The organism is Pseudomonas sp. Irchel s3f7 (assembly GCF_900187615.1).
Classification (GTDB): domain Bacteria; phylum Pseudomonadota; class Gammaproteobacteria; order Pseudomonadales; family Pseudomonadaceae; genus Aquipseudomonas.
On sequence record NZ_FYDO01000008.1, the window covers coordinates 30,390 to 56,454 of the forward strand.

At 60.2% G+C, this 26,065-nt stretch carries 25 protein-coding genes and 1 other RNA gene; 8 read left to right on the forward strand and 18 right to left on the reverse strand.

The window, feature by feature from the left end:
• Positions 1-25: 25 nt before the first annotated feature.
• The 10 genes from gcvP to CKW19_RS08745 all read right to left on the reverse strand — a co-directional run bounded on the left by gcvP (position 26) and on the right by CKW19_RS08745 (position 12,554).
• A complete protein-coding gene (gcvP, locus tag CKW19_RS08700; RefSeq protein WP_095057532.1) occupies positions 26-2,899 on the reverse strand; it encodes an aminomethyl-transferring glycine dehydrogenase in 2,874 nt (957 codons plus the stop codon).
• A 232-nt stretch (positions 2,900-3,131) separates the two neighbouring features.
• Positions 3,132-3,515, reverse strand: a complete 384-nt coding sequence (gene gcvH / locus CKW19_RS08705) for a glycine cleavage system protein GcvH (protein ID WP_095057533.1) — start codon at positions 3,513-3,515, stop codon at positions 3,132-3,134.
• 49 nt (positions 3,516-3,564) lie between these two features.
• Positions 3,565-4,647 carry a glycine cleavage system aminomethyltransferase GcvT gene (gene gcvT, locus CKW19_RS08710; RefSeq protein WP_095057534.1) on the reverse strand — a complete coding sequence of 361 codons (1,083 nt, stop codon included), beginning with the start codon at positions 4,645-4,647 and terminating at the stop codon, positions 3,565-3,567.
• A gap of 155 nt (positions 4,648-4,802) precedes the next feature.
• Positions 4,803-6,419, reverse strand: a complete 1,617-nt coding sequence (locus CKW19_RS08715; RefSeq protein WP_095057535.1) for an iron ABC transporter permease — start codon at positions 6,417-6,419, stop codon at positions 4,803-4,805.
• Positions 6,420-6,620: 201 nt separating this feature from the next.
• The gene (locus CKW19_RS08720) at positions 6,621-7,625 is read right to left on the reverse strand and encodes an extracellular solute-binding protein (protein ID WP_053163697.1); all 1,005 of its coding nucleotides are present in this window, start codon (positions 7,623-7,625) and stop codon (positions 6,621-6,623) included.
• A gap of 120 nt (positions 7,626-7,745) precedes the next feature.
• Positions 7,746-8,963, reverse strand: coding sequence for a 2-octaprenyl-3-methyl-6-methoxy-1,4-benzoquinol hydroxylase (locus CKW19_RS08725; protein ID WP_177408793.1), 1,218 nt, complete (start codon positions 8,961-8,963; stop codon positions 7,746-7,748).
• 9 nt (positions 8,964-8,972) lie between these two features.
• Positions 8,973-9,458, reverse strand: a complete 486-nt coding sequence (locus tag CKW19_RS08730) for a DUF4442 domain-containing protein (protein WP_095057537.1) — start codon at positions 9,456-9,458, stop codon at positions 8,973-8,975.
• Positions 9,451-10,638, reverse strand: coding sequence for a 2-octaprenyl-6-methoxyphenyl hydroxylase (gene ubiH / locus CKW19_RS08735; protein WP_095057538.1), 1,188 nt, complete (start codon positions 10,636-10,638; stop codon positions 9,451-9,453). Before ubiH ends, CKW19_RS08730 begins: the two co-directional genes overlap by 8 nt.
• Positions 10,635-11,969, reverse strand: a complete 1,335-nt coding sequence (gene pepP, locus CKW19_RS08740; RefSeq protein WP_095057539.1) for a Xaa-Pro aminopeptidase — start codon at positions 11,967-11,969, stop codon at positions 10,635-10,637. The genes ubiH and pepP overlap by 4 nt, the downstream gene beginning before the upstream one ends.
• A 27-nt stretch (positions 11,970-11,996) precedes the next feature.
• A complete protein-coding gene (locus CKW19_RS08745) occupies positions 11,997-12,554 on the reverse strand; it encodes a YecA family protein (protein ID WP_095057540.1) in 558 nt (185 codons plus the stop codon).
• Between the two features lie 194 nt (positions 12,555-12,748).
• Between CKW19_RS08745 and CKW19_RS08750 the strand changes: the two genes are divergently transcribed.
• The 4 genes from CKW19_RS08750 to CKW19_RS08765 all read left to right on the forward strand — a co-directional run bounded on the left by CKW19_RS08750 (position 12,749) and on the right by CKW19_RS08765 (position 14,172).
• Complete coding sequence (locus CKW19_RS08750) at positions 12,749-12,958, forward strand: TIGR02449 family protein (RefSeq protein ID WP_003177365.1); 210 nt, start codon at positions 12,749-12,751, stop codon at positions 12,956-12,958.
• Complete coding sequence (locus CKW19_RS08755) at positions 12,955-13,272, forward strand: cell division protein ZapA (protein WP_095057541.1); 318 nt, start codon at positions 12,955-12,957, stop codon at positions 13,270-13,272. Before CKW19_RS08750 ends, CKW19_RS08755 begins: the two co-directional genes overlap by 4 nt.
• A 30-nt stretch (positions 13,273-13,302) precedes the next feature.
• Positions 13,303-13,481: non-coding RNA, 6S RNA (gene ssrS, locus CKW19_RS08760), on the forward strand.
• A gap of 85 nt (positions 13,482-13,566) precedes the next feature.
• Positions 13,567-14,172: a 5-formyltetrahydrofolate cyclo-ligase gene (locus CKW19_RS08765; RefSeq protein WP_095057542.1), complete on the forward strand. Its 606-nt coding sequence runs from the start codon at positions 13,567-13,569 to the stop codon at positions 14,170-14,172.
• Between the two features lie 35 nt (positions 14,173-14,207).
• On the opposite strand, the gene CKW19_RS28835 is transcribed toward CKW19_RS08765, so the two are convergent.
• Positions 14,208-14,363, reverse strand: coding sequence for a hypothetical protein (locus CKW19_RS28835; protein WP_007978897.1), 156 nt, complete (start codon positions 14,361-14,363; stop codon positions 14,208-14,210).
• 196 nt (positions 14,364-14,559) lie between these two features.
• Here CKW19_RS28835 and CKW19_RS08775 point away from each other — a divergent pair, with 196 nt between their 5' ends.
• Positions 14,560-15,009 carry an EVE domain-containing protein gene (locus CKW19_RS08775; protein ID WP_095057543.1) on the forward strand — a complete coding sequence of 150 codons (450 nt, stop codon included), beginning with the start codon at positions 14,560-14,562 and terminating at the stop codon, positions 15,007-15,009.
• 83 nt (positions 15,010-15,092) lie between these two features.
• On the opposite strand, the gene CKW19_RS08780 is transcribed toward CKW19_RS08775, so the two are convergent.
• On the reverse strand, positions 15,093-15,503 hold the full coding sequence (locus CKW19_RS08780) for a flagellar basal body-associated protein FliL (RefSeq protein ID WP_095057544.1): 411 nt from the start codon (positions 15,501-15,503) through the stop codon (positions 15,093-15,095).
• A 150-nt stretch (positions 15,504-15,653) separates the two neighbouring features.
• Between CKW19_RS08780 and CKW19_RS08785 the strand changes: the two genes are divergently transcribed.
• The gene (locus CKW19_RS08785) at positions 15,654-16,631 is read left to right on the forward strand and encodes an NADPH:quinone oxidoreductase family protein (RefSeq protein WP_095057545.1); all 978 of its coding nucleotides are present in this window, start codon (positions 15,654-15,656) and stop codon (positions 16,629-16,631) included.
• A 48-nt stretch (positions 16,632-16,679) separates the two neighbouring features.
• On the opposite strand, the gene CKW19_RS08790 is transcribed toward CKW19_RS08785, so the two are convergent.
• Positions 16,680-17,294: an energy transducer TonB gene (locus CKW19_RS08790; RefSeq protein ID WP_095057546.1), complete on the reverse strand. Its 615-nt coding sequence runs from the start codon at positions 17,292-17,294 to the stop codon at positions 16,680-16,682.
• Between the two features lie 329 nt (positions 17,295-17,623).
• Here CKW19_RS08790 and glpT point away from each other — a divergent pair, with 329 nt between their 5' ends.
• Positions 17,624-18,973: a glycerol-3-phosphate transporter gene (gene glpT / locus CKW19_RS08795; protein WP_095057547.1), complete on the forward strand. Its 1,350-nt coding sequence runs from the start codon at positions 17,624-17,626 to the stop codon at positions 18,971-18,973.
• Here glpT and CKW19_RS08800 read toward each other — a convergent pair.
• The 5 genes from CKW19_RS08800 to trxA form a co-directional block, all read right to left on the reverse strand.
• The gene (locus CKW19_RS08800) at positions 18,949-19,617 is read right to left on the reverse strand and encodes a gamma-glutamylcyclotransferase (RefSeq protein WP_095057548.1); all 669 of its coding nucleotides are present in this window, start codon (positions 19,615-19,617) and stop codon (positions 18,949-18,951) included. The two genes, glpT and CKW19_RS08800, sit on opposite strands and share 25 nt — an antisense overlap.
• Positions 19,618-19,926: 309 nt before the next feature.
• Positions 19,927-20,895 (reverse strand): CDP-6-deoxy-delta-3,4-glucoseen reductase, encoded by a 969-nt coding sequence (locus CKW19_RS08805; protein ID WP_095057549.1) that lies wholly within the window; start codon positions 20,893-20,895, stop codon positions 19,927-19,929.
• On the reverse strand, positions 20,895-22,361 hold the full coding sequence (gene ubiD / locus CKW19_RS08810) for a 4-hydroxy-3-polyprenylbenzoate decarboxylase (protein ID WP_053163723.1): 1,467 nt from the start codon (positions 22,359-22,361) through the stop codon (positions 20,895-20,897). The genes CKW19_RS08805 and ubiD overlap by 1 nt, the downstream gene beginning before the upstream one ends.
• 140 nt (positions 22,362-22,501) lie before the next feature.
• A complete protein-coding gene (rho, locus tag CKW19_RS08815; RefSeq protein WP_046039047.1) occupies positions 22,502-23,761 on the reverse strand; it encodes a transcription termination factor Rho in 1,260 nt (419 codons plus the stop codon).
• Between the two features lie 246 nt (positions 23,762-24,007).
• Positions 24,008-24,337, reverse strand: coding sequence for a thioredoxin TrxA (gene trxA, locus CKW19_RS08820; RefSeq protein WP_003206727.1), 330 nt, complete (start codon positions 24,335-24,337; stop codon positions 24,008-24,010).
• A gap of 200 nt (positions 24,338-24,537) precedes the next feature.
• On the opposite strand from trxA, the gene ppx reads away from it, so the two are divergent.
• Complete coding sequence (gene ppx / locus CKW19_RS08825; RefSeq protein WP_095057550.1) at positions 24,538-26,040, forward strand: exopolyphosphatase; 1,503 nt, start codon at positions 24,538-24,540, stop codon at positions 26,038-26,040.
• The last annotated feature ends 25 nt before the right edge of the window (positions 26,041-26,065 follow it).

The following is a 26,065-nucleotide window of genomic DNA, read 5'->3' on the forward strand; positions in this document are numbered from 1 at the left end:
GAAGGCTGCGATCTTTTGATCCTGCCTAACGGTAATCATCCACCGGCACACACGCACAAAACAGGTTCCGGTCCCCGTACACGTTGTCCACCCGATTCACCGCCGGCCAGTATTTATGAGCCTTGGTGTGTGCATCCGGGGTGATTGCCTGTTCGACGCTGTACGGCCGCTCCCAGATGCCGGTGATATCGGCGAGGGTATGCGGTGCCCCTTTCAACGGATTTTCTTCGGCCGGCCAGTTGCCGTTTTGCACCTCGTTGATTTCCGCACGAATGCTCAACATCGCCCCGATAAAGCGATCCAGCTCGGCCTTCGACTCACTTTCGGTCGGCTCGACCATCAGCGTCCCCGGCACCGGAAACGACATGGTCGGCGCATGGAATCCGTAGTCCATCAAACGCTTGGCCACATCCTCTTCGGTAATGCCGGTCAGCGCCTTGAGCGGTCGCAAATCGAGGATGCATTCGTGGGCCACACGCTCGTTGCGTCCGGTGTAGAGCACCGGAAAGGCCCCGGCCAAATGCCGCGCCAGGTAATTCGCGGCGAGGATCGCCACTTCACTGACGTCCGCCAGTTGCGGCCCCATCATGGCGATGTACATCCAGCTGATCGGCAAAATGCTCGCACTGCCCCAAGGCGCAGCGCTGACCGCACCGTTCTGCGGTTGCGGCCCATCGATCGGCACCACCGGGTGATTGGCCACGAACGGCGCCAGATGCGCACGCACCCCAATCGGCCCCATGCCTGGGCCGCCACCGCCGTGGGGGATGCAGAACGTTTTGTGCAGGTTCATGTGCGACACGTCGGCACCGATGTCCGCCGGTCGCGCCAGGCCGACCTGGGCATTGAGGTTGGCACCGTCCATGTACACCTGACCGCCGTGCTGGTGGACCACTTCGCAAATCTCGCTGATGCCTTCCTCGTATACCCCGTGGGTCGAAGGATAGGTGGCCATCAGGCAAGCCAGTTTGTCCGAGGCCGTGGCAGCTTTTTCCTTCAGATCGTCGAGGTCGACGTTGCCTGCCTCATCGCATTCGACGATCACCACGCGCATCCCGGCCATTTGTGCCGACGCCGGATTGGTGCCGTGGGCCGACGACGGAATCAGGCAGATATCCCGACCGCCCTGCTGGCGACTTTCGTGGTATTTGCGGATCGCCAGCAGCCCGGCGTACTCGCCTTGTGCACCCGAATTGGGCTGCATGCAGATCGCATCGAAACCGGTGATCGCGCAGAGCCAGCGTTCCAGCTCTTCGATCATCAATGTGTAACCCACGGCCTGCTCTTTCGGCACAAACGGGTGCAGGTTGGCGAACTGCGGCCAGGTGATGGGAATCATCTCGCTGGTGGCGTTGAGCTTCATGGTGCACGAGCCCAGCGGGATCATCGATTGATTGAGCGCCAGGTCCTTGTTTTCCAGTTGTTTGAGGTAGCGCAACATTTCGGTTTCGCTGTGATGGGCGCTGAACACCGGATGGCGCAGATAGGGCGAAGACCGCAGCAGCCCTTCGGGAATGCCGCCCGGCAAGACTTCAGCATCCAGATTTTCAATGCTGAGCCCGTTATCGGCCCCGAGAAAAACATCGAACAGTTTGGCGACGGTGGTTTCATCGCAGGCCTCATCCAGGCTCAGGCCCAGTTGGCCGCGCCCCAGAATACGCAGGTTGATCTGCGCCGCCCGGGCACTTTCGATGATGGCGGTCTGGGCTCCACCGACATCGAGCGTCAGTGTGTCGAAGAAGTGTTGATTGACGCGGTTGATGCCGTTTCGCGCCAGGCCTTCGGCGAGGATGCAGGTCAGGCGATGGACGCGCTGGGCGATGCGTTTGAGCCCTTCGGGGCCGTGATACACCGCATAAAAACTGGCGATATTGGCCAGCAACACTTGGGCCGTGCAGATGTTCGAATTGGCCTTTTCCCGACGGATATGTTGCTCGCGGGTTTGCAGGGCCATGCGCAGGGCAATGTTGCCGCGCGCATCTTTGGAGACACCGATGATCCGCCCCGGAATCGCCCGCTTGTATTCGTCGCGGCTGGCAAAGAAGGCCGCGTGAGGTCCGCCATAGCCCATCGGCACGCCAAAACGCTGGGATGAACCGAACACCACGTCCGCGCCCAACTCTCCGGGCGGCGTCAGCAACAGCAGGCTCAACAAATCCGTGGCGACGCAGGCAATCGCTTGCTGCGCATGCAGGTGATCGATCAACGGTCGCAGGTCATGGATCTCGCCGTGGGTATCTGGGTACTGCAACAACGCGCCGAACACCTGGTGCTGTTTCAAGTTATCCACAGCGTCGACGACCAGCTCGAAACCGAAACCTTCGGCGCGGGTCTGCACCACGGAAATGGTTTGCGGATGACAGTTTTCATCGACAAAGAACACATTGCTTTTGGACTTGGCGACACGCTTGGCCAGGGCCATGGCTTCCGCCGCTGCGGTGGCTTCATCCAGCAACGAAGCGTTGGCCAGCTCCAGACCGGTAAGGTCGATGGTGAGTTGCTGGAAATTCAGCAGCGCTTCGAGGCGACCTTGGGCAATCTCCGGCTGATAGGGCGTGTAAGCGGTGTACCAGCCTGGGTTTTCCAGCACGTTGCGCAGGATGACGGCCGGCGTGAGGGTGCCGTGGTAGCCCATGCCGATCAGGCTGGTCCAGACCTGGTTCTGTTCGGCGTAACCCCGCAACTTGGCCAGCGCGGCTTCTTCGTCGAGTGCCGGGGGCAGATCCAGCGCACGATTCAGGCGGATGCCGGGCGGCACGGTTTGCTCGATCAATTCAACCCGGCTGCCAACACCCAGACTGTCGAGCATTGCCTGCTGCTCGGCGGCGTCGGGGCCCAAGTGGCGGCGGAGAAAGGCATTGGGGTCGCGTAACTGGCTCAGGGACGGCAACTGGGACATGACGGGCTCTCTCTTGACTGGCGCTCAACGTCGATGCAACACGGTCAAACCAGCATAGCAGCCACCCTTGTAGGAGCGAGCTTGCTCGCGATGACAGCGAGCGCGCCGCGGGGGGCCTGGGTTGTAGCGTTTTCGTTAACGATCCATCGCGAGCAAGCTCGCACCTACAAGGGAAAATCGCCAGACAACAAAAAGCCCCGACGGGTCGGGGCTTTGGGGTGACGCTTGAAGCTTATTCGCCGATGGCGGTCTTGTAACCGGCGGCATCGAGCAGCTTGTCCAGATCAGCGGTATTGCTTGGCTTGATCTTGAAGATCCACGCTCCGTACGGGTCGGAGTTGAGCAATTCAGGCTCACCACTCAGTGCTTCGTTGACCGCGATCACTTCACCGGCAATCGGCGAATAGATGTCGGAAGCGGCTTTAACCGATTCAACGACACCCGCCTGATCACCGGCAGCAAACACGTTGCCAACCTCGGTCAGTTCAACAAACACCACATCACCCAGCGCTTCCTGCGCGTGATCGCTGATGCCCACGGTGACGGTGCCATCGGCTTCCAGACGTGCCCATTCGTGACTTTCGGCAAAACGCAGGTCGGCAGGGATATTGCTCATGTTCTGTGTCCTCAGGAAATTGTCAGCGGTCATCAACCGCCAAAAAAGATTAGATCAAGGTTTTGCCGTGGCGAACGAAGGTCGGTTTGACCACCCGGACCGGGTACCACTTGCCACGGATTTCCACTTCGGCGCGGTCGGCAGTTGCCATCGGCACGCGCGCCAGTGCAATCGACTTGCTTAGCGTAGGAGAGAAACTACCACTGGTGATCTCCCCTTCGCCAACATCGGCTATACGAACCACCTGATGAGCACGCAAAACGCCACGCTCCTCGAGGACCAGCCCCACCAGTTTGTGCTGGATCCCGGCAGTCTTTTCGGCTTCCAGGGCCGAGCGGCCGATGAACTGACGCTTGGCCGGTTCCCAGGCGATGCTCCAGGCCATGTTCGAGGCCAGGGGTGAAATGTCTTGCTGAATGTCCTGGCCGTAAAGGTTCATGCCGGCCTCGACGCGCAAGGTATCCCGGGCACCAAGGCCTATCGGAGAGATCCCGGCACCGACCAGATCGTTGAAAAATCCGGGCGCCTGATCGGCTGGCAGGACGATCTCCAACCCGTCTTCGCCGGTATAACCGGTGCGCGCGATGAACCAGTCACCGTCGGGCTGACCTTCGAAGGGCTTGAGTATCTGGATCAGATTGCTTCGGGACTGGCTCACCAGTTCGGCAATTTTCTGCCGGGCGTGGGGACCTTGAATGGCCAGCATCGCCATTTCGGAACGCTCGCTCATCTGCACGTCAAAGCCGTCGAGATGGGCTGACATCCACGCGATGTCCTGATCGCGGGTGGACGCATTGACCACCAGGCGATAACCCTCGTCGAGGCGATAGACGATCATGTCGTCGACGATACCGCCCTGCTCATTGAGCATGGCGCTGTACAACGCACGGCCGGGGCTGTGCAGGCGCTCGACATCATTGGCCAGCAAATGCTGGAGCCAGGCTTTGGCCTGGGGGCCGCTGACATCGATCACGGTCATGTGGGATACATCGAAGACACCGCAATCGCGGCGCACCTGATGGTGCTCCTCGACCTGCGATCCATAATGCAGAGGCATGTCCCAACCGCCAAAATCGACCATCTTCGCGCCAAGGGCGAGATGAAGGTCATACAGAGGCGTACGCTGTCCCATGGGTTTCTCCTTCCGGGCGTGGCGAAGGTGCGGACAAGTGCTGCACAGCTTGAACCCTTTGAATTAAAGGCTTTTAGCCGATTTCAGCTACTTGGTCTGTCAGACGGACCGCACCGAATGCCGCGCATTGTAGCCGCAAGGTGTAGGACTGGCACCTAGGTGTTTCGATGCGCTGAACGTCGGATCAATCCGATGACCGGTAGCAGCCCGACCAACACGAGGGTCAACGCCGGCAAAGACGCCCTCGCCCACTCGCCTTCGCTGGTCATTTCAAAGATCCGCACAGCCAACGTATCCCAGCCAAACGGGCGCATCAGCAGGGTCGCGGGCATTTCCTTGAGCACATCGACAAAGACTAGCAACGCTGCGCTCAAGGTGCCGGGCAGCAGCAACGGCAGATACACTTTGAAAAAAAGTCGTGGCCCACTGACGCCTAGGCTACGTGCTGCTTCGGGCAAAGAAGGTCGTATACGCGCCAGACTGCTTTCCAGCGGCCCGTAAGCGACGGCGATGAAACGCACCAGATACGCCAGCAATAGCGCCGCCAGGCTGCCGAGCAGCAGCGGTTTGCCAGCGCCGCCGAGCCAGCCCGAGAGCGGAATCACCAGCTCACGATCCAGGTAACTGAATGCCAGCATGATCGACACTGCCAGCACCGAACCGGGCAAGGCGTAGCCCAGATTGGCCAGGCTGACCCCGGCCCGAATCCCTTGGGTCGGCGCCAGACGCCGGGCAAACGCCAGCACCAGGGCGACGCACACGGTAATCAACGCCGCCATCGCGCCCAGATACAAGGTATGGACGATCAGCCCGGTGTAACGCTCATCAAGATCCAGGCGTCCGCGCTGCCAGAACCAGACAACCAATTGCAGCATCGGAATGACGAAAGCGCAGGCGAACACCAGGCCACACCAGGTCATGGCCGCCAACGCCTTGAACCCTCGCAGGTGATACAACGCCTTGACCCGTGGTCGCTCGTTGCTCGTCCGGTTGGCCCCGCGAGCACGACGCTCGCCGTACAGCACGACCATCACCACCAGGAGCAACAGACTGGCGAGTTGCGCGGCGGTAGACAGGCTGAAGAATCCGTACCAGGTCTTGTAGATGGCCGTGGTGAAGGTGTCGAAGTTGAACACCGACACGGCCCCGAAGTCCGCCAGGGTTTCCATCAGCGCCAACGCAACACCCGCGCCAATGGCCGGCCGAGCCATCGGCAATGCCACCCGCCAAAACGCCTGCCACGGCGATTGGCCCAGGACCCGCGCCGCTTCCATCAGGCCTTTGCCCTGGGCGAGGAACGCGGTGCGCGCCAGCAGATACACGTAGGGATAGAACACCAGCACGAGCACGACAATCACGCCGCCCGTGGAGCGAACACGCGGCAGACGCAGCCCCGTACCCAACCATTCGCGCAGCAGGGACTGCACCGGCCCGGCGAAATCCAGCAGGCCGACGAAGACGAAGGCCAGCACGTAGGCAGGAATGGCGAACGGCAGCATCAACGCCCAATCAAGCCAGCGTCGACCGGGGAATTCGCAAAGGCTGGTCAGCCAGGCAAGGCTCACGCCTAGAAGCGTCACACCCACACCGACGCCCAACACCAGGGTCAGCGTATTGCCCAGCAGCCGTGGCATCTGCGTGTCCCAGAGGTGGGACCAGATCTGTTGATCGATGGTCTGCCAGGACAGCAGCAGCACGCTCAGGGGCAGCAGAACCAACGCAGCGATGGCGAAGACCAGGGGATACCAGCGGCGTTGGGCGGGGTGGGCCAAGGACAAAGCTCTCTAAACGATGAAATGGTCAGAATTGGAAGTGGATAGATTTTGTAGGAGCTGGCTTGCCAGCGAAGACGGCCGAAATATCGCTGCAACACGCAAGAACGCCTTCGCCAGCAAGCCGGCTCCTACAGGAGCAAAACGCGGGGCGCACAAACAAAACGCCCCGCATAGGCGGGGCGCAGTATAACGGGCGACTCAGTTCCAGCCAGCGCGATCCATCAGGCGAATCGCTTCGGCCTGGCGCTTGCCGGCTATTTCCACAGGCAAGGTATCGGCAATGAACTTGCCCCAGGCCGCGACTTCAGCCGATGGCTGCACAGCCGGGTTGGCCGGGAATTCCTGGTTCACATCGGCAAAGATTTTCTGCGCCTCAGGCGTGGTCATCCACTCCACCAGCGCCTTGGCCGCTTCCGGGTGCGGGGCGTACTTGGTCAGGCCGATACCCGACAGGTTGACGTGCACGCCACGGTCCGCCTGGTTCGGCCAGAACAGTTTTACCGGCAAATCCGGCTTCTGCTTGTGCAGGCGGCCGTAGTAGTAGGTGTTGACGATGCCGACGTCGCACTGACCGGCATTGATCGCCTCCAGCACCGCTACGTCGTCGGAGAACACGTCGGTGGACAGGTTGTTGACCCAGCCCTTGAGGATTTTTTCGGTTTTCTCTGCGCCGTGCACTTCGATCATGGTGGCGGTCAGGGACTGGTTGTAGACCTTCTTCGCCGTGCGCAGGCACAGGCGACCTTCCCAGTTCTTGTCGGCCAGCGCTTCGTAGGTGGTCAGTTCGCCCGGTTTCACGCGGTCAGTGGAATAGGCGATGGTCCGCGCCCGCAGGCTCAGGCCGGTCCAGGCATGGGAAGCGGCGCGGTATTGCAGCGGGATGTTGGTGTCGATGGTTTTCGAGGTGAACGGCTGGAGGATGCCCATCTGCTCGGCCTGCCAGAGGTTACCGGCATCAACGGTCAGCAGCAGGTCGGCCGTGGCGTTCTCGCCTTCGGCCTTGATCCGCTGCATCAGCGGCGCTTCCTTGTCGGTGATGAATTTCACCTTCACACCGGTTTTCGCGGTGTAGGCATCGAAGACCGGCTTGATCAGCTCATCGATACGCGAGGAGTAGACCACCACCTCGTCAGCAGCCTGGGCGGCGGTGCTGCCGATCAGGGTCAGGGCGATTGCGGTCAGTAGACGCTTCGGTGCCAACATGGGAGCGGTCCCTCGAATGAAAAATGAAGCCAAATGATAAGGACTCACATTTGCCTTCTCAATCGAACACTTCGTGGAGGAGTTACCAGATGTTGCACAACCGTAAATCCACCACGCTCCTCAGGCTTTGGCGAGCGCTGGCAAATCGCCGATCAGCCCTAACGCCTCACGCACAAACAACGCCTTGGCCTCGGGCATCTGGTCAACCATCTTCAACCCGGTATTGCGCAACCAGCGCACCGGCAGCGGATCGGCCTGGAACAACCGCTCGAAGCCTTCCATCGCCGCCATCAACGCCAGGTTGTGCGGCATGCGCCGACGCTCAAAGCGGCTGAGGACCTTCACGTCCGCCAGACGCTCGCCACGGGCAGCGGCTTGCAACAGCACTTCCGCCAATACCGCTGCATCGAGAAACCCAAGGTTTACACCCTGACCGGCCAGTGGATGAATGGTGTGGGCCGCGTCGCCGATCAGCGCCAGGCCTTGCGCCACATAACGCTTGGCATGACGCTGACGCAGCGGCACGCACAGGCGTGGGTCGGCACTGAGGACTTCGCCGAGCCGGCCTTCGAAGGCGCGTTCGAGCGCTTTGCAAAAATCCGCGTCGTCCATGGCCATCAGGCGTTCGGCCTCGCTTGGCGTGGTCGACCAGACAATTGAACACCAATCCTGCTGCCCGTCCCGCTCCAACGGCAGAAACGCCAGTGGACCGGTGTCGGTGAACCGCTGCCAGGCCGTCGATTGATGGGGCTTGGCGCTGCGCACACTGGTGACGATCGCGTGGTGCAGGTAATCCCACTCGCGCGTCGCGACACCGGTCAGGCGTCGCACCGCCGAATTGGCGCCGTCCGCCGCAATCACCAGCGGCGCACGCAAAGTACGGCCATCGGCCAGGGTCAGCAGCCAGTCGTCGCCGGAGCGGCGCATCTGCTCCAGGCGCGCGTTGGCCAGCATTCCCAGGTCGCAATCGTGCAAACGGTCAAGCAAGGCGTCCTGAACCACGCGGTTCTCGACGATATGCCCCAGCGCGTCGGCATGCACGCTGGCCGCCGAGAAATGGATCTGCCCGGTGCCGCTGCCATCCCAGACCTGCATGTCGGTGTAAGGGGCACTGCGGCGCTTGACGATGCCGTCCCACACGCCCAGGCGTTCGAGAATTCGCTGGCTGGCCGCCGACAAGGCGCTCACCCGCGGTTCAAACGGTGCCTGGTCGTCGAAACGCTTGACGCTCAACGGGCTGCCGTCCAGCAGCAGGACTTCCAGACCGCTGTCCTGCAATGCCAGCGCCAAGGCGCTGCCCACCATTCCGGCCCCGACAATCAGCAGATCTGCGCGCATTTCCATGCTTTAAGCCTGTCTCTCTTGCGGCTTGAGCCGCACGTAAAGGGTTTTCCCGACCCGGGCCACGAGGTGACCGGCGCCGTCATGAATATCGACTTGCAGTTGCGGCAGGTATTTTTCGCCATCGGCCGTCTGCCGGCGGATCTCATCGAGCAAGGTGTCGTCAATGGTAAAGCGGGCGAACACCGGACCTTTGCCCGGCGAGATGAAATCGATGTCGGCGGCCTTGTCCCAGACAATGTATTGGCGTCCGAGGTTTTCCATCAGCATCAGCATGAAAAACGGATCGACCATCGAGTACAGGCTGCCACCAAATTGGGTACCGACATAATTGCGGTTGTACCAGGTCAGGCCCATGGACACCCGGACATCGCGAAAATCGTCACTGATGTGCTGCACCCGCACGCCCGCGCCGAGGTATGGCGGGTAGAAGCTCATGAAGCGGCGCATCAATCGGGCTTTGCCGAACTTGCGAGTCAGCCACTTAAGCATCAGGGCGAGTACCCAAGCCCATGGCCTGGCGGGCGAACCAGCGTTTGGCCGGTGGCAGCAGATCGAGGCCGAGCAGGCCGATGTTGCGCCCCAGGGACACCAACGGCTGGGTGCTTCCGAACAGGCGCGTGACCTGATCGGAGAAGCCCACGGTAAGGTCCTGATCGAGGCGCTGACGTTCGCGGTACGCCTGCAACGTGGCGAAATCGCCCAGTGTTTTTTCACTGGAGAGCAAGGCATCGGCCAACGCCTGGGCATCACGCAGGGACAGGTTGAAACCCTGGCCGGCAATCGGGTGCAGGCTGTGAGCAGCGTTGCCGAGCACAGCCAGATGCGGTCGCACCTGTTCCTCGGCTTCCACCAGTGTCAGCGGATACAGATGCCGTGCGCCGACCTGTTTCAACGTGCCGAGGCGATAACCGAACACGCCCTGCAACTCGCTGAGGAAGCTGCGCTCATCGAGGGCTGCGAGTCGTTGCGCGTCCATGCCCAGACGGGTCCAGACCAACGCACAGCGGTTTTCCGGCAGCGGCAACAACGCCATCGGGCCGTCATCGGTGAATCGCTCGAACGCCATGCCGTTGTGGGATTCGCTCGGGGTGATGTTGGCGATCAGCGCGCTCTGGTTGTACGGGCGCGTCTTGATGCCGATCCCCAGTTGTTCACGCAGACCGGAACGGCCGCCATCGGCGAGGACCGCGAGATCGCATTCCAGAGTGGTTTCATCGTTGAGGGTCAGGCGATAGCCATCGGTCAGCGGCTCCATGCGCGTGACTTCCGCCGGGCAACGCCAACTGATCACGTCCTTGTCCAGGCCTTGCCACAGGCATTGGCCGAGCCAGGCGTTTTCCACCACATAGCCCAGCGCCGGAACGCCCTCTTCCATGGCTGACAGGCGCGCAGTGGAAAAACGGCCACGGTCGGACACATGAATCTGCTTGATCGGCTCGGCGCGGCGGGAAATCTCCTGCCAGATGCCCAACCGCTGGTAAATCTGCCGGGAACCGAAGGACAACGCCGAAGAACGAGCGTCGTAGCTCGGTTGATACGTATCGCCAGGAGCAAACGGTTCGATCAGCACGATTTTCCAGCCCCGGGCCTTGGCCCCGGCCTGTAACGCCAACGCCAGGCTCGCACCGACCAGACCGCCACCGATAATCGCCAGATTGACTCGACTCATGCTGCTTGCGTCCGCGCTTGAGCCATCAAGGCCTCGATCTCGGCGACCGTTTTCGGCACGCCGTGTGTCAAGATTTCACAGCCGGTTTTGGTGACCACTACGTCGTCCTCGATGCGCACGCCAATGCCGCGCCATTTTTTCGCGACTTTCTGATTGTCCGGGGCAATGTAGATGCCCGGCTCCACGGTCAGCGCCATGCCGACTTCCAGCACGCGCCATTCACCACCAACCTTGTATTCGCCGACATCATGCACATCCATCCCCAGCCAATGGCCGGCGCGGTGCATGTAAAACGCCTTGTAGGCTTCGCTGGCGATCAACTCGTCGACGGTGCCCTCAAGCAGGCCCAGTTTCAGCAGACCGGCCGTGATGACCCGGACCGTCGCTTCGTGCGCCTGATTCCAGTGTTTGTTCGGGGCGATTTCAGCGAAGGCCGCTTCCTGGGAAGCCAGCACCAGCTCGTAAATCGCTTTCTGTTCCGCCGAATACTTGCCGCTGACCGGAAAGGTGCGGGTGATGTCGCTGGCGTAGCAGTCGATCTCGCAACCGGCGTCGATCAACACAAGATCGCCGTCCTTGAGCAGCGCGTCATTCTGCTGGTAATGCAGGATGCAGCTGTTGCGCCCCGCCGCGACGATCGAGCCGTAGGCCGGCATTTTCGCCCCGCCCTTGCGGAATTCGTAATCGAGCTCCGCTTCCAGACTGAATTCGTGCAAACCGGCGCGACAAGCCTGCATGGCTCGAACGTGCGCCTGGGCGGAAATCCGCGCGGCCTCGCGCATCACCTTCACTTCTGCCGCCGATTTATACAGGCGCATGTCGTGAAGCAGATGATCCAGGGCAACGTATTCGTTCGGTGGCTGGGCGCCGAGGTTGGCCTTGGAGCGGATCACGTTGATCCAGTCCATCAGGTGGCGGTCAAATTCGGGGTTGCTGCCCATGGCCGAGTACACCCGGTCGCGCCCTTCAATCAGGCCCGGCAGGATGTCGTCGATATCGGTGATCGGGAACGCGTCGTCGGCACCGAAGTCGCGGATCGCGCCCTCTTGCCCGGCACGCCAACCATCCCACAACTCGCGCTCGGCGTTGCGCTCGCGGCAGAACAGGATGTATTCGCCATGCACGCGCCCCGGCATCAATACCAGTACAGCCTGAGGCTCGGGAAAACCGCTGAGGTACTGGAAGTCACTGTCCTGACGGTAGACGTGCTCGACATCGCGGTTGCGAATGGCCACCGCGGCGGCAGGCAAAATAGCGATGCTGTTGGGTTCCATCTGCGCCATCAAGGCCTTGCGGCGACGGCTGTATTCCGATTTCGGGATATGGATCATGGGCAGATGGTTTTCCCTTTTCTACGATTAATGCAAAGACGGTTTGGCGGCAGCCGGCACGTCTTTTTTGGTCTCGGAGAACAGCAGCAGCGGCGCGACGCGCAAGTATTCCATCACTTCCATATAGTCGGTTTCGCCGTCTTCGGACTCTTCCAGGGCGTCTTGCACCTGGGAAATGGCCGCCAGATCCTGCAAAACCTCGGTGGCCTCGGTGCTCAGGGCGCTGCTGTCACGGCAGTTCAAGCCGAAACCGCTGAGGAAGCCCTGACACCATTGGCCCAGTGCGATGGCACGGTCGGCAAGCGGAGCGTCGTCGGTCGGCAGCAGCAGAACGACGGTCACGTCGTCACCGGTGAGCTCGCCCTTGACCATCTCTTGCAGGCCGATCAAGGCGCTGCGAACGTTGTCCTGCGGTTCGTTTTCGAGCAATTCGGCGGCATCGATCAGCCAGCCTTCGGCATCGAAACCGGCGCCGGCGCAGCTGCGGCCGAGCAGCAGGCCATGCAGTTCGGCGGGCGAGACGTTATGACCGCTGGAGGTCAGCAGGGTGGCAAAGGCTTGGTACGGGGAATTCTGAATGGTCATGGGCAGCTAGGCGCCAGACGGCGCTATGTCTAGAATGAAGGCCTTGTATCCTACATCGACTACCCCTGTAGGAGCGAGCACGCTCGCGATGGTCGCAAACGATTACGCTGGGTACCTGACACTCCGCGGCGTTATCAAACTCATCGTGAGCAAGCTCGCTCCTACAGGCCGACACCCATCAGACAGTGAAGACAATGGAAGACACCGACCTGCAAGCGCTGATGGCCAGACTCGAGCTGCTGATTGACCGAGTCGAGCAACTAAAGAGTCAAAATGGACTCTTACTAGCTCAGGAAAAGACCTGGCGCGAGGAACGCGCGCACCTCATTGAAAAAAACGAAATCGCCCGGCGTAAGGTCGAATCGATGATTTCGCGCCTCAAGGCCCTGGAGCAAGACTCATGAGTTCAAGCAATAGCGTCACCGTGCAGATCCTCGACAAAGAGTATTCGATCATCTGTCCTCAGGAAGAGCGCAGCAACCTGGTGAGCGCCGCCCGTTACCTGGACGGCAAGATGCGTGAGATCCGCAGCAGCGGCAAAGTCATCGGTGCCGATCGCATCGCCGTGATGGCCGCGCTGAACATCACGCATGACTTGCTGCACAAGGAAGATCGCCCGGATGTGCAAGTCAGCGGTTCGACCCGCGAGCAGGTTCGCGACTTGCTCGATCGCGTCGACCTGGCGCTCGCCGCCGATCCGGACGTCACCAAAGGCTGATTAGCGCAACCGCTTGAGGTATACTCGCATCACTCCCTGGGGTGCTTGCCAGTTGACCACGTCCCTGAGCCGATTCGCACTACCCTGGAGGTTGCACGTTGGGCTGGTGTGCATGTCCGCTAGACGGAAAGCCTTAAAGCCTACTGCATCTTCCACCTTGAACTTTCGGGTTCAAGGGCTAAGTCAGCAGCGGTTCATCCGGGGAGCCTGATTCCAGTCCGATGCCGGTTTAAATACCGGCATCGGCTTTTTTACGGGTAGCTTTACGTATCCGTCCTGCCGAAGCCCGATTCCATGACCGAACCTGCGCTGCTTCCCCGCCCGCAACTTCGACGCATGCTGCGCAAGGCCCGCCGCGCACTGACACCCAGTCAGCAGCGCCAGGCCGCTCGCGGGCTGTACAAGCAATTGGCTCAGCAGCCATTGTTTCGCCGCGCCAGACACATCTCGCTCTACCTGCCCACCGACGGTGAAATCGACCCGCGCCTGTTGTTGCGTGCCGCGCAACGCCGGGGCAAGGCCACTTACCTGCCGGTCCTGAGCGCCTGGCCGCGAACCAAAATGGTCTTCCAGCGCATCCGACCGGGGGAAAAGCTCAAGCCCAACCGCTTCCGCATCCTTGAACCACGAGCCAACATCGCCCGTCAACGCAAGGTCTGGGCGCTGGATCTGGTGCTGTTACCGTTGGTGGGTTTTGACGATGTCGGTGGCCGACTGGGCATGGGCGGTGGCTTCTATGATCGAAGCCTGGCTTACCTGGCGCGTCGCAAGGACTGGCGCAAGCCAACGTTGTTGGGACTGGCCCATGAATGTCAGAAGGTCGAGCGATTGGCTCAGGCGAGCTGGGATGTGCCGCTGCAAGGAACGGTAACGGACAAGGCCTGGTATTACGCAGGCTAGACGCCACTGGAATCAGCGACGCCGAAAAAACACGATCAGCGCTTGAAGGCTGTCGACTGTTGCTGCAGCTGAGCGAGTTCAACCGGCGCGTCAGTCTTGCTGGCCCACAGGCTTTGGGCATAGCCAGTGGTCACGACGCCAAGGCCGAACAAAATGACCAGAATCCATAGTAAATCCGGTTTGCGTTTCATCGATTGCCCCCCAAAGGCACATCAACACGATGACAGCAGCGGTTTCCGTTTGTAGGCCGTGCAGCAGCGTCAAGCTTTAAAGGCCGGCATTTTGCGGCAACGTGAACCGCTGCGCAAACGCTGACGTCAACCGACTGTCGGTTTGTCATAAAATCGCCCGACAACCTGTCCAACCACCTCGCAAGGAGCCAGAACCATGGCCTATTGGCTGATGAAATCCGAGCCCGACGAACTCTCGATCAAAGGGCTGGAAAAGCTCGGCAAAGCGCGCTGGGACGGGGTTCGCAACTATCAGGCGCGCAACTTCCTGCGGGCGATGGCGGTGGGGGATGAGTTTTTCTTCTATCACTCCAGCTGCCCCGAGCCAGGGATTGCCGGGATCGGCAAAATTATCGAAGCCGCGTATCCGGACCCGACGGCGCTGGAACCGGAAAGCCACTACTACGACCCAAAGGCCACGGCTGAGAAAAACGCCTGGAGCGCGATTGATGTCGCTCACGTCGAGACGTTTGCTCGGGTGCTGAAGTTGGACTATCTGAAGCAGCAGGCTGCGTTGGCCGAGATGCCATTGGTGCAGAAGGGTTCGCGGCTTTCGGTGATGCCAGTGACTGAAGATCAGTGGGCGGCGGTGATTGCACTGCGCTGAGATGCCTTTGTAGGAGCCGGCTTGCTGGCGATGGCGGTCTTGAGGGCGCTATCGCCAGCAAGCCGGCTCCTACGGATCCAGCATTACTGGATGATCAAATTGTTGAACAACAGATCTTCAACCACCGGCTTGCCGGTTTCATCGTTCATGATCTGCTGGGTCTGCTTCAGCGCTTCCTGACGCAGCTTTTCCTTGGCCTCGACGTTGTTCATCGTCTCGGTGGTCTGCTGGGCAAACAGCGCCACCAGCTGATTACGAATCAACGGTTCGTTGGCCTTGACCGCTTTGGTCGCCTCTTCACCGGTCACGCGCAACGCCACATCGGCCTTGTAGACCTTGAGCTTGGGCGTGCCGTCCAAACCATAGTTGCCCACGAACGGCGGGCTCAGGGTGATGTAATTAACCTTCGGCGCCGTTTCACCCTCTTTGGCTTCTTCGGCCACCGCTGCCACAGGCAGAGACAGGGCCAGCATCAACATGATCCACGCTTTCACAATTCGCTCCTTATCCGGTTTGCGGCCTAGCATAACGACCCGCCAAGCCAGCACAAGCTTATGGCTGACTATCAGGGTCGGGCATGCTCGTTGACCCGTCGACTCACACACCTACACTTATCGGCCATCACTCCCAAAGGAATAGCCCTGATGAAAGCCGTGCTGTGCAAAGCCTTCGGCCCTGCCGAATCGCTGGTGCTGGAAGACGTCGCCAGCCCTGTCGCGAAGAAGAACGAAATCCTGCTGGAGGTGCACGCCGCCGGGGTAAATTTCCCCGACACGCTGATCATTGAGGGCAAGTACCAGTTCAAGCCGCCCTTCCCGTTTTCCCCGGGCGGTGAAGCGGCCGGGATCGTCAGCGAAGTGGGTGAAAAGGTCAGCCACCTGAAAGTCGGCGACCGGGTCATGGCCCTGACCGGCTGGGGCAGTTTCGCCGAACAGGTCGCGGTGCCGGGTTACAACGTACTGCCCATCCCGCCATCCATGGATTTCAACACCGCCGCCGCGTTCAGCATGACTTACGGCACCTCGATGCACGCCCTCAAGCAGCGCGGCAACCTGCAACCGGGTGAAACCCTGCTGGTGCTCGGCGCTTCCGGCGGTGTCGGCCTGGCAGCCGTGGAAATCGGCAAAGCCATGGGCGCCCGTGTCATCGCCGCCGCCAGTAGCAAGGAAAAACTCGCCGTGGCCAAGGCTGCCGGCGCCGATGAGCTGATCAACTACAGCGAAACCAACCTCAAGGAAGAAATCAAACGCCTGACCGACGGCCAGGGCGCCGATGTGATCTACGACCCGGTTGGCGGCGACCTGTTCGACCAGGCCATCCGCGCCATCGCCTGGAACGGCCGCCTGCTGGTGGTCGGCTTCGCCAGCGGGCGCATTCCCGAACTGCCAGTCAACCTGGCCTTGCTCAAGGGTGCGGCAGTGCTCGGCGTGTTCTGGGGCTCGTTCGCCCAACGCCAGCCGCAAGACAACGCGGCAAACTTCCAGCAACTGTTTGGCTGGTTTGCCGAAGGCAAGCTGAAGCCGCTGGTGTCGCAGGTTTATCCCCTGGGCAACGCGGCGCAGGCAATCAATGATCTTGGCCAGCGCAAGGCGGTCGGGAAAGTGGTGGTTCAGGTTCGCTGAATCTCGATGCGAAAAAAGCGCGGCCATGCAGCCGCGCTTTTACTGCCGTCAAAGCAACACCCGAATTTCCTCCGGTAAAAACCGCACATACCGGCTCGCCGGATGCACATTACAGCGCTGCACAATCGAAGGGACGCTGGCATTGAGCTTGGCAATCAGAGCCAGGCGTTTCTCTTCCGGCAGTTGCGTCGGTGAAAGCGAGTGGGTCAGGTAACTGCGGGTCCAGCTGAAAACCGGCAGGTCTACCCACGAGGACGTGGCAATGTTCAACGATGCCCGTGCGATGGCACTGCATTTCACCCGTTCCAATTCCTTGTTGACGTGAAAGGGATGCTCTCTGTCCAGCCTGTAATCAATGGGTGCAACCACGGTGACTTGCGCAGGCTGATCCTCGGTAATCGTCCATGGCTTGAATCGCCATTGATTAACGGCGGCCAATGACGCCTCTCCGAGTTCGGGATGCGCATTTTCCGCAATCACGGCATCACTGACTGATCCATCGGCCTTCACCGTCATGCTGATACGCACCACGCCGGTGATACCCGCCCGGTACAGCGCCACCGGATAAATCGGCTTCGGGTTATCTTCAGGTATCAGGAATACCTCTCCGGCCCAGATATCCACTGATACCAGCAACAAAAGTCCACCCAACCACCACCGCATATCCCTACTCCCTTCGCCTGCAACGCCAGACCTGGCAACAGCACAAAAGGTTACGGATCAAGGTCGTTGCGCATAACGCCATGACTTCCGTTTTGAACGAAGGACCTTTCCCAAAGGCCTGCCCTCTTTCAGGCAGCTCGAATGCCCCTCAACGAAAACAGGTAACGCTTCCTACAACGCCCTTCACTTATACCTGAGCGACATGTTCATAAAGGAACGCTCGCTTTCCAACATTTCCGCTGTTTTGCCGATGAGAACCGGTGCTATTTTCGGTAACGAAACTGTAACATTCGCATCCGCAGTCAAAACAAGAAATTTGGAGCTCTTGAATGTTTGCTTTCTTTCGTCCTGCCGCACATCAGGCTCCATTGCCTGAAGAAAAAATCGACAGCACCTACCGGCGCCTGCGCTGGCAGATTTTCGCCGGTATCTTCATTGGCTATGCGGGTTACTACCTGCTGCGCAAGAACTTCTCCCTGGCCATGCCGTACCTGATCGACGAGGGTTACTCCCGTGGCCAGCTGGGGCTGGCAATGTCTGCCATCGCCATCGCCTACGGTCTTTCAAAGTTCCTGATGGGCCTGGTGTCCGACCGTTCCAACCCGCGGTTCTTCCTGCCGTTCGGCCTGTTGGTGTCGGCCGGGGTGATGTTCGTTTTCGGTTTCGCGCCGTGGGCGACGTCCAGCGTGACCATGATGTTCATTCTGCTGTTCATCAACGGCTGGGCCCAGGGCATGGGATGGCCACCGAGTGGCCGGACCATGGTGCATTGGTGGTCGCAGAAAGAACGCGGCGGTGTGGTGTCGGTGTGGAACGTGGCGCACAACGTCGGTGGCGGTTTGATTGGCCCGTTGTTCCTGCTCGGCATGGGCCTGTTCAATGACTGGCACGCCGCGTTTTATGTGCCGGCAGCGGTGGCGCTGGCAGTGGCGGTGTTTGCCTTCGTGACCATGCGTGACACCCCTCAATCCGTGGGCCTGCCGCCCATCGAGCAATACAAGAACGACTACCCGGAAGGCTACGACGCCAGTCACGAAGAGGAATTCAGCGCCAAGGAAATCTTCGTCAAATACGTGCTGCGCAACAAAATGCTCTGGTACATCGCCCTGGCCAACGTCTTCGTTTACCTGCTGCGCTACGGCGTGCTGGACTGGGCGCCGACCTACCTCAAGGAAGCCAAGGGCTTCACCGTGGATAAAACCTCGTGGGCGTACTTCTTCTATGAGTGGGCAGGCATTCCGGGCACGCTGCTGTGCGGCTGGATGTCGGACAAGATCTTCCGTGGCAACCGTGGCCTGACCGGCATGGTGTTCATGGCACTGGTGACGGTTGCGACGCTGGTTTACTGGCTCAACCCGGCCGGCAACCCGATGGTCGACATGATCGCGCTGCTGTCCATCGGCTTCCTGATCTACGGCCCGGTGATGCTGATCGGCCTGCAGGCGCTGGAACTGGCGCCGAAGAAAGCGGCCGGTACGGCGGCGGGCTTTACCGGTCTGTTCGGGTATCTGGGGGGGTCGGTCGCGGCCAGTGCAGCGATGGGCTACACCGTGGACCACTTCGGCTGGGATGGCGGTTTCGTGCTGTTGGTGGGCGCCTGCTTGCTGGCGATGGCCTTCCTGGCCCCGACGCTACGTCACAAACAAGTCGCCAGTCAGGGCCGCGAAGCACTCGCTTGATCGGCTTTTGACTTACAACGCTTGAGCCGCGCCTCCAGATTCCGGTCTGGCATGGCGTGGCTGCGCAGGGCGTGCGCGGTCTGCTCGACATAATCGCGAGTGGTGCCGTAACGCCCGCAAGCGTTTTCAAACACGTGACTCAGGACATGATCCGGCAAGTTGCCGGCATAGCTGGGCAGGTGCCGCTCCAGAACAAATCCCAATGCCTGAACCTGATTTCCATCTTCGAGACGGCAGTTGAGCCAGTGCGGGCGATAGGAAGGGAACGGCATCTCGCGCTGCCAGAGCGCATACAGCGAGGCTTCAAGTTGTTCTTCGGGCAAACGGTAGGCGAAACCGCTGCAAGAGCCGCCGCGATCCAGGCCAAATACCAGGCCGGGCATTTCCGGCGTACCGCGATGTTCGTGGGACCACAGGTACAACCCGCGATGGTAGCCATGCACCCGGCCACGAACGCGTTCGACCGCCGTGCATTCCGGTCGCCAGATCAGCGAACCATACGCAAACAGCCAGACCGGACCGCCCTTGTGGCGCGCCATGGTCGATTGCATTGAGCCGAGTAATTGTTCGTGCGTGAGCTGCGGCCCCAGATCGAGCTGCGGAGGGTAAGCCAAATTCAAAAAAGCAGATTCAATGGCGCTCATGGCGAATAGCGTTCAGCTCCCCGCGAGTGAAGGATTACTTAATAGAACGTACCGTTGTAACAATAAGGCACATTTGTTTTAAGGCAATTTGAATGCCATGGCTGTTTTCAATTAATTGCTTGAATGACATATAACCTAGCGACACTTACATAAATTTATAAATGCCGATTGGCTATATATGGAGTTATAAACCTGTAGGAGCGAGCAGGCTCGCGATGGTCGTTAACGATTACGCAGGGAGTCTGGCTGCCCGCGGCGCTCTTGGGTCCATCGCGAGCAGGCTCGCTCCTACCGGATCAGGATCTGGGATCAAGATCGCGGGGCATAGGCAAACACGTCGGCGCGCATTTGATGAGCGTCCATCCCTGCCTCCACCAGCGCATCCAGCGTGCCATACACCATGGCCGGAGAGCCGCTGGCGTATACATGCAGAGGCTTCAGATTCGGGAAGTCCTCGCAGACCGCTTCATGCAACATGCCGCAGCGCCCTCCCCAACCGCATTGGTCGCTGACGACTTTGTGCAGGAACAGATTGGGCAACTTCAGCCACTCGTCCCAATGTTCGATCTGATAAAAATCTTCAGGACGACGCACGCCCCAATACAGATGCACCGGGTACTTGAAGCCAGAGGCCCGGCAATGTTCGATCAGACTGTGGATCTGGCCCATGCCGGTACCCGCCGCGATCAGCACCAGTGGGCCCTCAGGCAGTTCCGCGAGATGGGTATCGCCGAAGGGCAGCTCGACCCGCACCATGCTGCGGCGCTGGAGCTGTTCGATAAGGTTCAGTGCACTGGTTTCGCGCGCCAGCACGTGAATCTCAAGATCACGCCCCCCGTGCGGCGCCGAGGCCAGGGAAAAGGCCGATTTCTCGCCGCTCTCGCGCTCGATCATCAAGTACTGACCGGCGTGGTAGCGCGGCGGCTTGCCGGCCGGCGCCCGCAGGCGCACGCGCCAGGTATCACCGCCCACGTCCCGACACTCAATGACCTGACACGACACGCTGCGCACCGGCAATTCTCCCAGCGCGAGCACGCCATCCCACAGCACGATGCAGTCTTCCAGCGGCTCCGCTATGCAAGTGTAGAACTCGCCGTGGTCACGCACATTGCCTGCCTGTTCGACCCGGCCTTCCACCAACAACGCCGCGCACACGTGGCAATTGCCATTGCGGCAGCTTTGCGGGCATTCGTAGCCCAGTCGTCGTGCGCCATCGAGAATCCGCTCGCCGGGCAATATCTCAAGCACTGCTCCGGAGGGCTGCAAGGTTACACGCATCAATCTATTCCTAACTGATTCCAGATGGCATCGATCCGTTGGGTGACGGCATCGTCCTTGACGATGACCCGGCCCCACTCGCGGGTGGTTTCGCCCGGCCATTTATGCGTGGCATCCAGGCCCATTTTCGAACCCAGGCCGGAAACCGGCGAGGCGAAGTCCAGGTAATCGATCGGCGTATTTTCGATCATCACCGTATCGCGCTTGGGGTCCATGCGCGTGGTGATGGCCCAGATCACATCGTTCCAGTCCCGGGCGTTGATATCGTCGTCGGTGACGATAACGAACTTGGTGTACATGAACTGTCGCAAAAACGACCACACACCGAGCATTACCCGCTTGGCGTGGCCCGGGTACGACTTCTTCATGGTCACGATGGCCATGCGGTACGAGCAGCCTTCGGGCGGCAGGTAGAAATCGGTGATCTCCGGGAACTGCTTCTGCAGGATCGGCACGAACACTTCGTTCAACGCCACACCGAGGATCGCCGGCTCATCCGGTGGACGGCCGGTGTAGGTGCTGTGGTAGATCGGTTTGATCCGGTGGGTAATGCGCTCGACGGTGAACACCGGGAAGCTGTCGACTTCGTTGTAATAGCCGGTGTGGTCGCCGTACGGGCCTTCATCGGCCATCTCGCCCGGATGGATCACGCCTTCGAGGATGATTTCGGCGGTGGCCGGCACTTGCAGGTCGTTGCCCCGGCACTTCACCAACTCGGTGCGATTACCGCGCAAGAGGCCAGCGAAGGCGTACTCGGAGAGGCTGTCGGGGACTGGCGTCACTGCGCCAAGAATCGTCGCAGGGTCGGCACCCAGCGCCACGGCCACGGGGAACGGCTGGCCCGGATGCTTCTCGCACCATTCGCGGTAATCCAGCGCGCCGCCACGGTGGCTCAGCCAGCGCATGATGACCTTGTTGCGGCCAATCACTTGCTGCCGGTAGATGCCGAGGTTCTGGCGATCCTTGTTCGGGCCTTTGGTGACGGTCAGGCCCCAGGTGATCAGCGGGGCGACGTCGCCCGGCCAGCAGGTCTGCACCGGCAGGGTCGAAAGATCGACGTCGTCGCCTTCAATGACCACTTCCTGGCACACCGCGTCTTTGACGACCTTGGGCGCCATCGAAATGATCTTGCGGAAAATCGGCAGTTTGGACCACGCGTCTTTCAGCCCCTTCGGCGGCTCGGGTTCCTTGAGGAACGCCAGCAACTTGCCGATCTCGCGCAACTCGCTGACCGCTTCGGCGCCCATGCCCAACGCCACGCGCTCGGGGGTGCCAAACAGGTTGCCGAGTACGGGAATGTCATAACCGGTAGGCTTTTCGAAAAGCAGTGCCGGGCCTTTTGCGCGCAATGTGCGGTCGCAGACCTCGGTCATTTCGAGCACTGGGGACACCGGGATCTGGATGCGCTTGAGTTCGCCGCGCTGTTCCAGCCCGCTGATAAAGTCGCGCAAGTCGCGATACTGCATGCGTGAGCCTCGTGTTGGCCGTGGCGTTCGGGGCAGGCAGTTTAGCGCCGAACCCTTCGGTTCAGAACCACGAACTGCCTGTTGATCAAAAAACAGATAGCAAAAAGCCGGGTTTCCCCGGCTTTTTTGGCCTGCTCGACTTACTTGCGCTTCATCGACAGGAAGAACTCATCGTTGGTCTTGGTCGTTTTCAGCTTGTCGACCAGGAACTCGATGGCAGCGACTTCATCCATCGGGTGCAGCAGCTTGCGCAGAATCCACATGCGCTGCAACTCGTCGTCGGCAGTCAGCAACTCTTCGCGGCGGGTGCCGGAACGGTTGATGTTGATGGCCGGGAAGACGCGTTTTTCAGCGATACGGCGATCCAGAGGCAGTTCCATGTTACCGGTGCCTTTGAATTCCTCGTAGATCACTTCGTCCATCTTCGAGCCGGTTTCAACCAGCGCGGTGGCGATGATGGTCAGCGAGCCGCCTTCTTCGATGTTCCGCGCGGCGCCGAAGAAACGTTTCGGTTTCTCCAGGGCGTGGGCATCGACACCACCGGTGAGCACTTTGCCGGAGCTCGGGATCACGGTGTTGTAGGCACGGGCCAGACGGGTGATGGAGTCGAGCAGGATCACCACGTCCTTCTTGTGCTCGACCAGGCGCTTGGCCTTCTCGATCACCATTTCGGCAACCTGCACGTGGCGGGTTGGCGGCTCGTCGAACGTCGAGGCAACCACTTCGCCGCGCACGGTGCGCTGCATTTCGGTTACTTCTTCCGGACGTTCGTCGATCAGCAACACGATCAAGTGAACTTCAGGGTTGTTACGCGCGATGTTCGCGGCAATGTTCTGCAGCATGATCGTTTTACCGGCTTTCGGCGGTGCAACGATCAGACCGCGCTGGCCTTTACCGATCGGGGCGCACAGGTCGATGACACGACCGGTCAAGTCTTCGGTGGAACCGTTACCGGCTTCCATCTTCATGCGCACGGTCGGGAACAGCGGGGTCAGGTTCTCGAAGAGAATCTTGTTTTTCGCGTTTTCCGGACGGTCGTAGTTGATCGTGTCGACCTTGAGCAGCGCGAAATAACGCTCGCCTTCCTTTGGAGGGCGGATCTTGCCAACGATGGTGTCACCGGTGCGCAAGTTGAAGCGACGGATCTGGCTCGGCGAGACGTAGATATCGTCTGGGCCGGCAAGATAGGAGGCGTCTGCAGAGCGGAGGAAGCCGAAGCCGTCCTGGAGAATCTCCAGCACGCCATCACCGGAGATTTCCTCGCCGCTTTTCGCGTGCTTTTTGAGCAGGGAGAAAATCACGTCCTGCTTGCGCGAACGGGCCATATTTTCTATGCCCATCTGTTCGGCCAATTCGAGCAGTTCGGTAATCGGCTTTTGCTTGAGTTCAGTCAGATTCATATAGGAATGACGTAATCATTTATGGAGGGGGGAAATTAAGCTTTTGGCTTAATGAGGCCGCGCCGCGGAGAAGGCGACAGGATCGCGTACTTATTCGAAAAGGAGAGCGTCGGCGACGGCTAGCAGGGGGCACTGGAGAAACCAGCGCGGGGCCGAATGTAACACCTGAGTTTCGGAGCGTCTAGCCCTCAATAACGAAAAAGCCCCGCTATTTGCGGGGCTTTTTCTGACTCGCTACAACGACGCTTAGATGTTGGCGTCGAGGAAAGCAGCCAGTTGCGACTTCGACAGCGCGCCGACCTTGGTCGCTTCAACGTTGCCGTTCTTGAACAGCATCAGGGTCGGGATACCACGCACGCCATGCTTGGCCGGGGTTTCCTGGTTTTCGTCGATGTTCAGTTTGGCAACGGTCAGCTTGCCTTTGTAGGTCTCGGCAATTTCGTCCAGAACCGGAGCGATCATTTTGCAAGGGCCGCACCACTCAGCCCAGTAGTCGACCAGTACAGCGCCTTCGGCCTTGAGTACGTCAGCCTCGAAGCTCGCGTCGCTAACGTGTTTGATAAGATCGCTGCTCATGGAATTCTCCAGGTTGTAAGCAAAAAAACGTGGCCCATCATAGCTGCCCTTCCCACGTTCAGGAAGGTGCAGATGATTGAGTCTCGCTATGGTGGCTCATGAATTTGGGTATAGCTCAGACCAAGGCATTGAACCATGCGCGTTGGCGTCAGCCCTTGATCGTGGCACGATGTCGAGGTTATCGACCGAGACCCCTGACCATGCCGCAATCCCAAGCCAAGAATCTGTCCCTGATCGCCGCAATCGACCTGGGCTCCAACAGCTTTCACATGGTCGTGGCCAAGGCCCAGAACGGCGAAATCCGTATTCTCGAGCGTCTCGGGGAGAAGGTGCAGCTGGCGGCCGGCATCGACGAAGAGCGTCGCCTCAGTGAGGAGTCGATGCAACGCGGGCTGGACTGCCTCAAGCGCTTTGCCCAACTGATCAACGGTATGCCGACAGGCGCCGTGCGGATCGTCGGCACCAACGCCTTGCGCGAAGCCCGCAACCGCGCCGAGTTCATCCACCGCGCCGAAGAAATCCTCGGCCACCCGGTGGAAGTCATCTCCGGCCGTGAAGAGGCGCGCCTGATTTACCTCGGCGTGTCCCACACCCTCGCCGACACACCGGGCAAGCGCCTGGTGGCCGATATCGGCGGCGGCAGTACCGAATTCATCATCGGCCAGCGCTTCGAACCGCTGCTGCGCGAAAGCCTGCAGATGGGTTGCGTCAGCTACACCCAGCGCTATTTCAAGGACGGCAAGATCACTCCGGCCCGCTACGCCCAGGCGTACACCGCGGCGCGACTGGAGATCATGAGCATCGAACACGCCCTGCACCGCCTGACCTGGGATGAAGCCATCGGCTCCTCGGGCACCATCCGCGCCATCGGTCTGGCGCTGAAGGCCGGCGGCCAAGGCACGGGCGAGGTCAATGCCGAGGGGCTGGCCTGGCTCAAGCGCAAGCTGATCAAACTCGGTGATGTGGAGAAGATCGACTTCGAAGGCATCAAGCCGGACCGTCGGGCAATATTCCCGGCGGGCCTGGCGATTCTCGAAGCGATCTTCGATGCTCTCGAACTGCAACGCATGGATCACTGCGAAGGCGCCCTGCGTGAGGGCGTGCTGTATGACTTGCTCGGTCGCCATCATCACGAAGACGTACGCGAACGCACCCTCACCTCGCTGATGGAGCGCTACCACGTCGATCTGGAACAGGCGGTGCGGGTCGAACGCAAAGCCCTGCATGCCTTCGACCAGGTGGCCGCAGACTGGGATCTGGAGGACGGTGTCTGGCGCGAACTGCTCGGCTGGGCAGCCAAGGTCCATGAAGTGGGCCTGGATATCGCTCACTATCAGTACCACAAGCACGGCGCCTACCTGATCGAACACTCGGACCTCGCCGGGTTCTCCCGCGAAGACCAGTTGATGCTCGCACTGCTGGTGCGCGGCCACCGACGCAACATTCCCAAAGACAAATTTGCCGATTTCGACGATGACGGCATCAAGCTGATTCGCCTGTGCGTGCTGCTGCGCTTTGCGATCCTGTTCCACCACATTCGCGGCACCCAGCAGATGCCCCAGGTCGTGCTGAACGCCAATGGCAAAAGCCTGGAAGTGGTGTTCCCGGAAAACTGGCTGGATGAAAACCAGCTGACCCAGGCCGATTTCGAAATCGAAGCGCAATGGCTGACGCGGGTCGATATCGTCCTCAGCGTTCGCTGACGTCCCTGTAGGAGCCGGCTTGCCG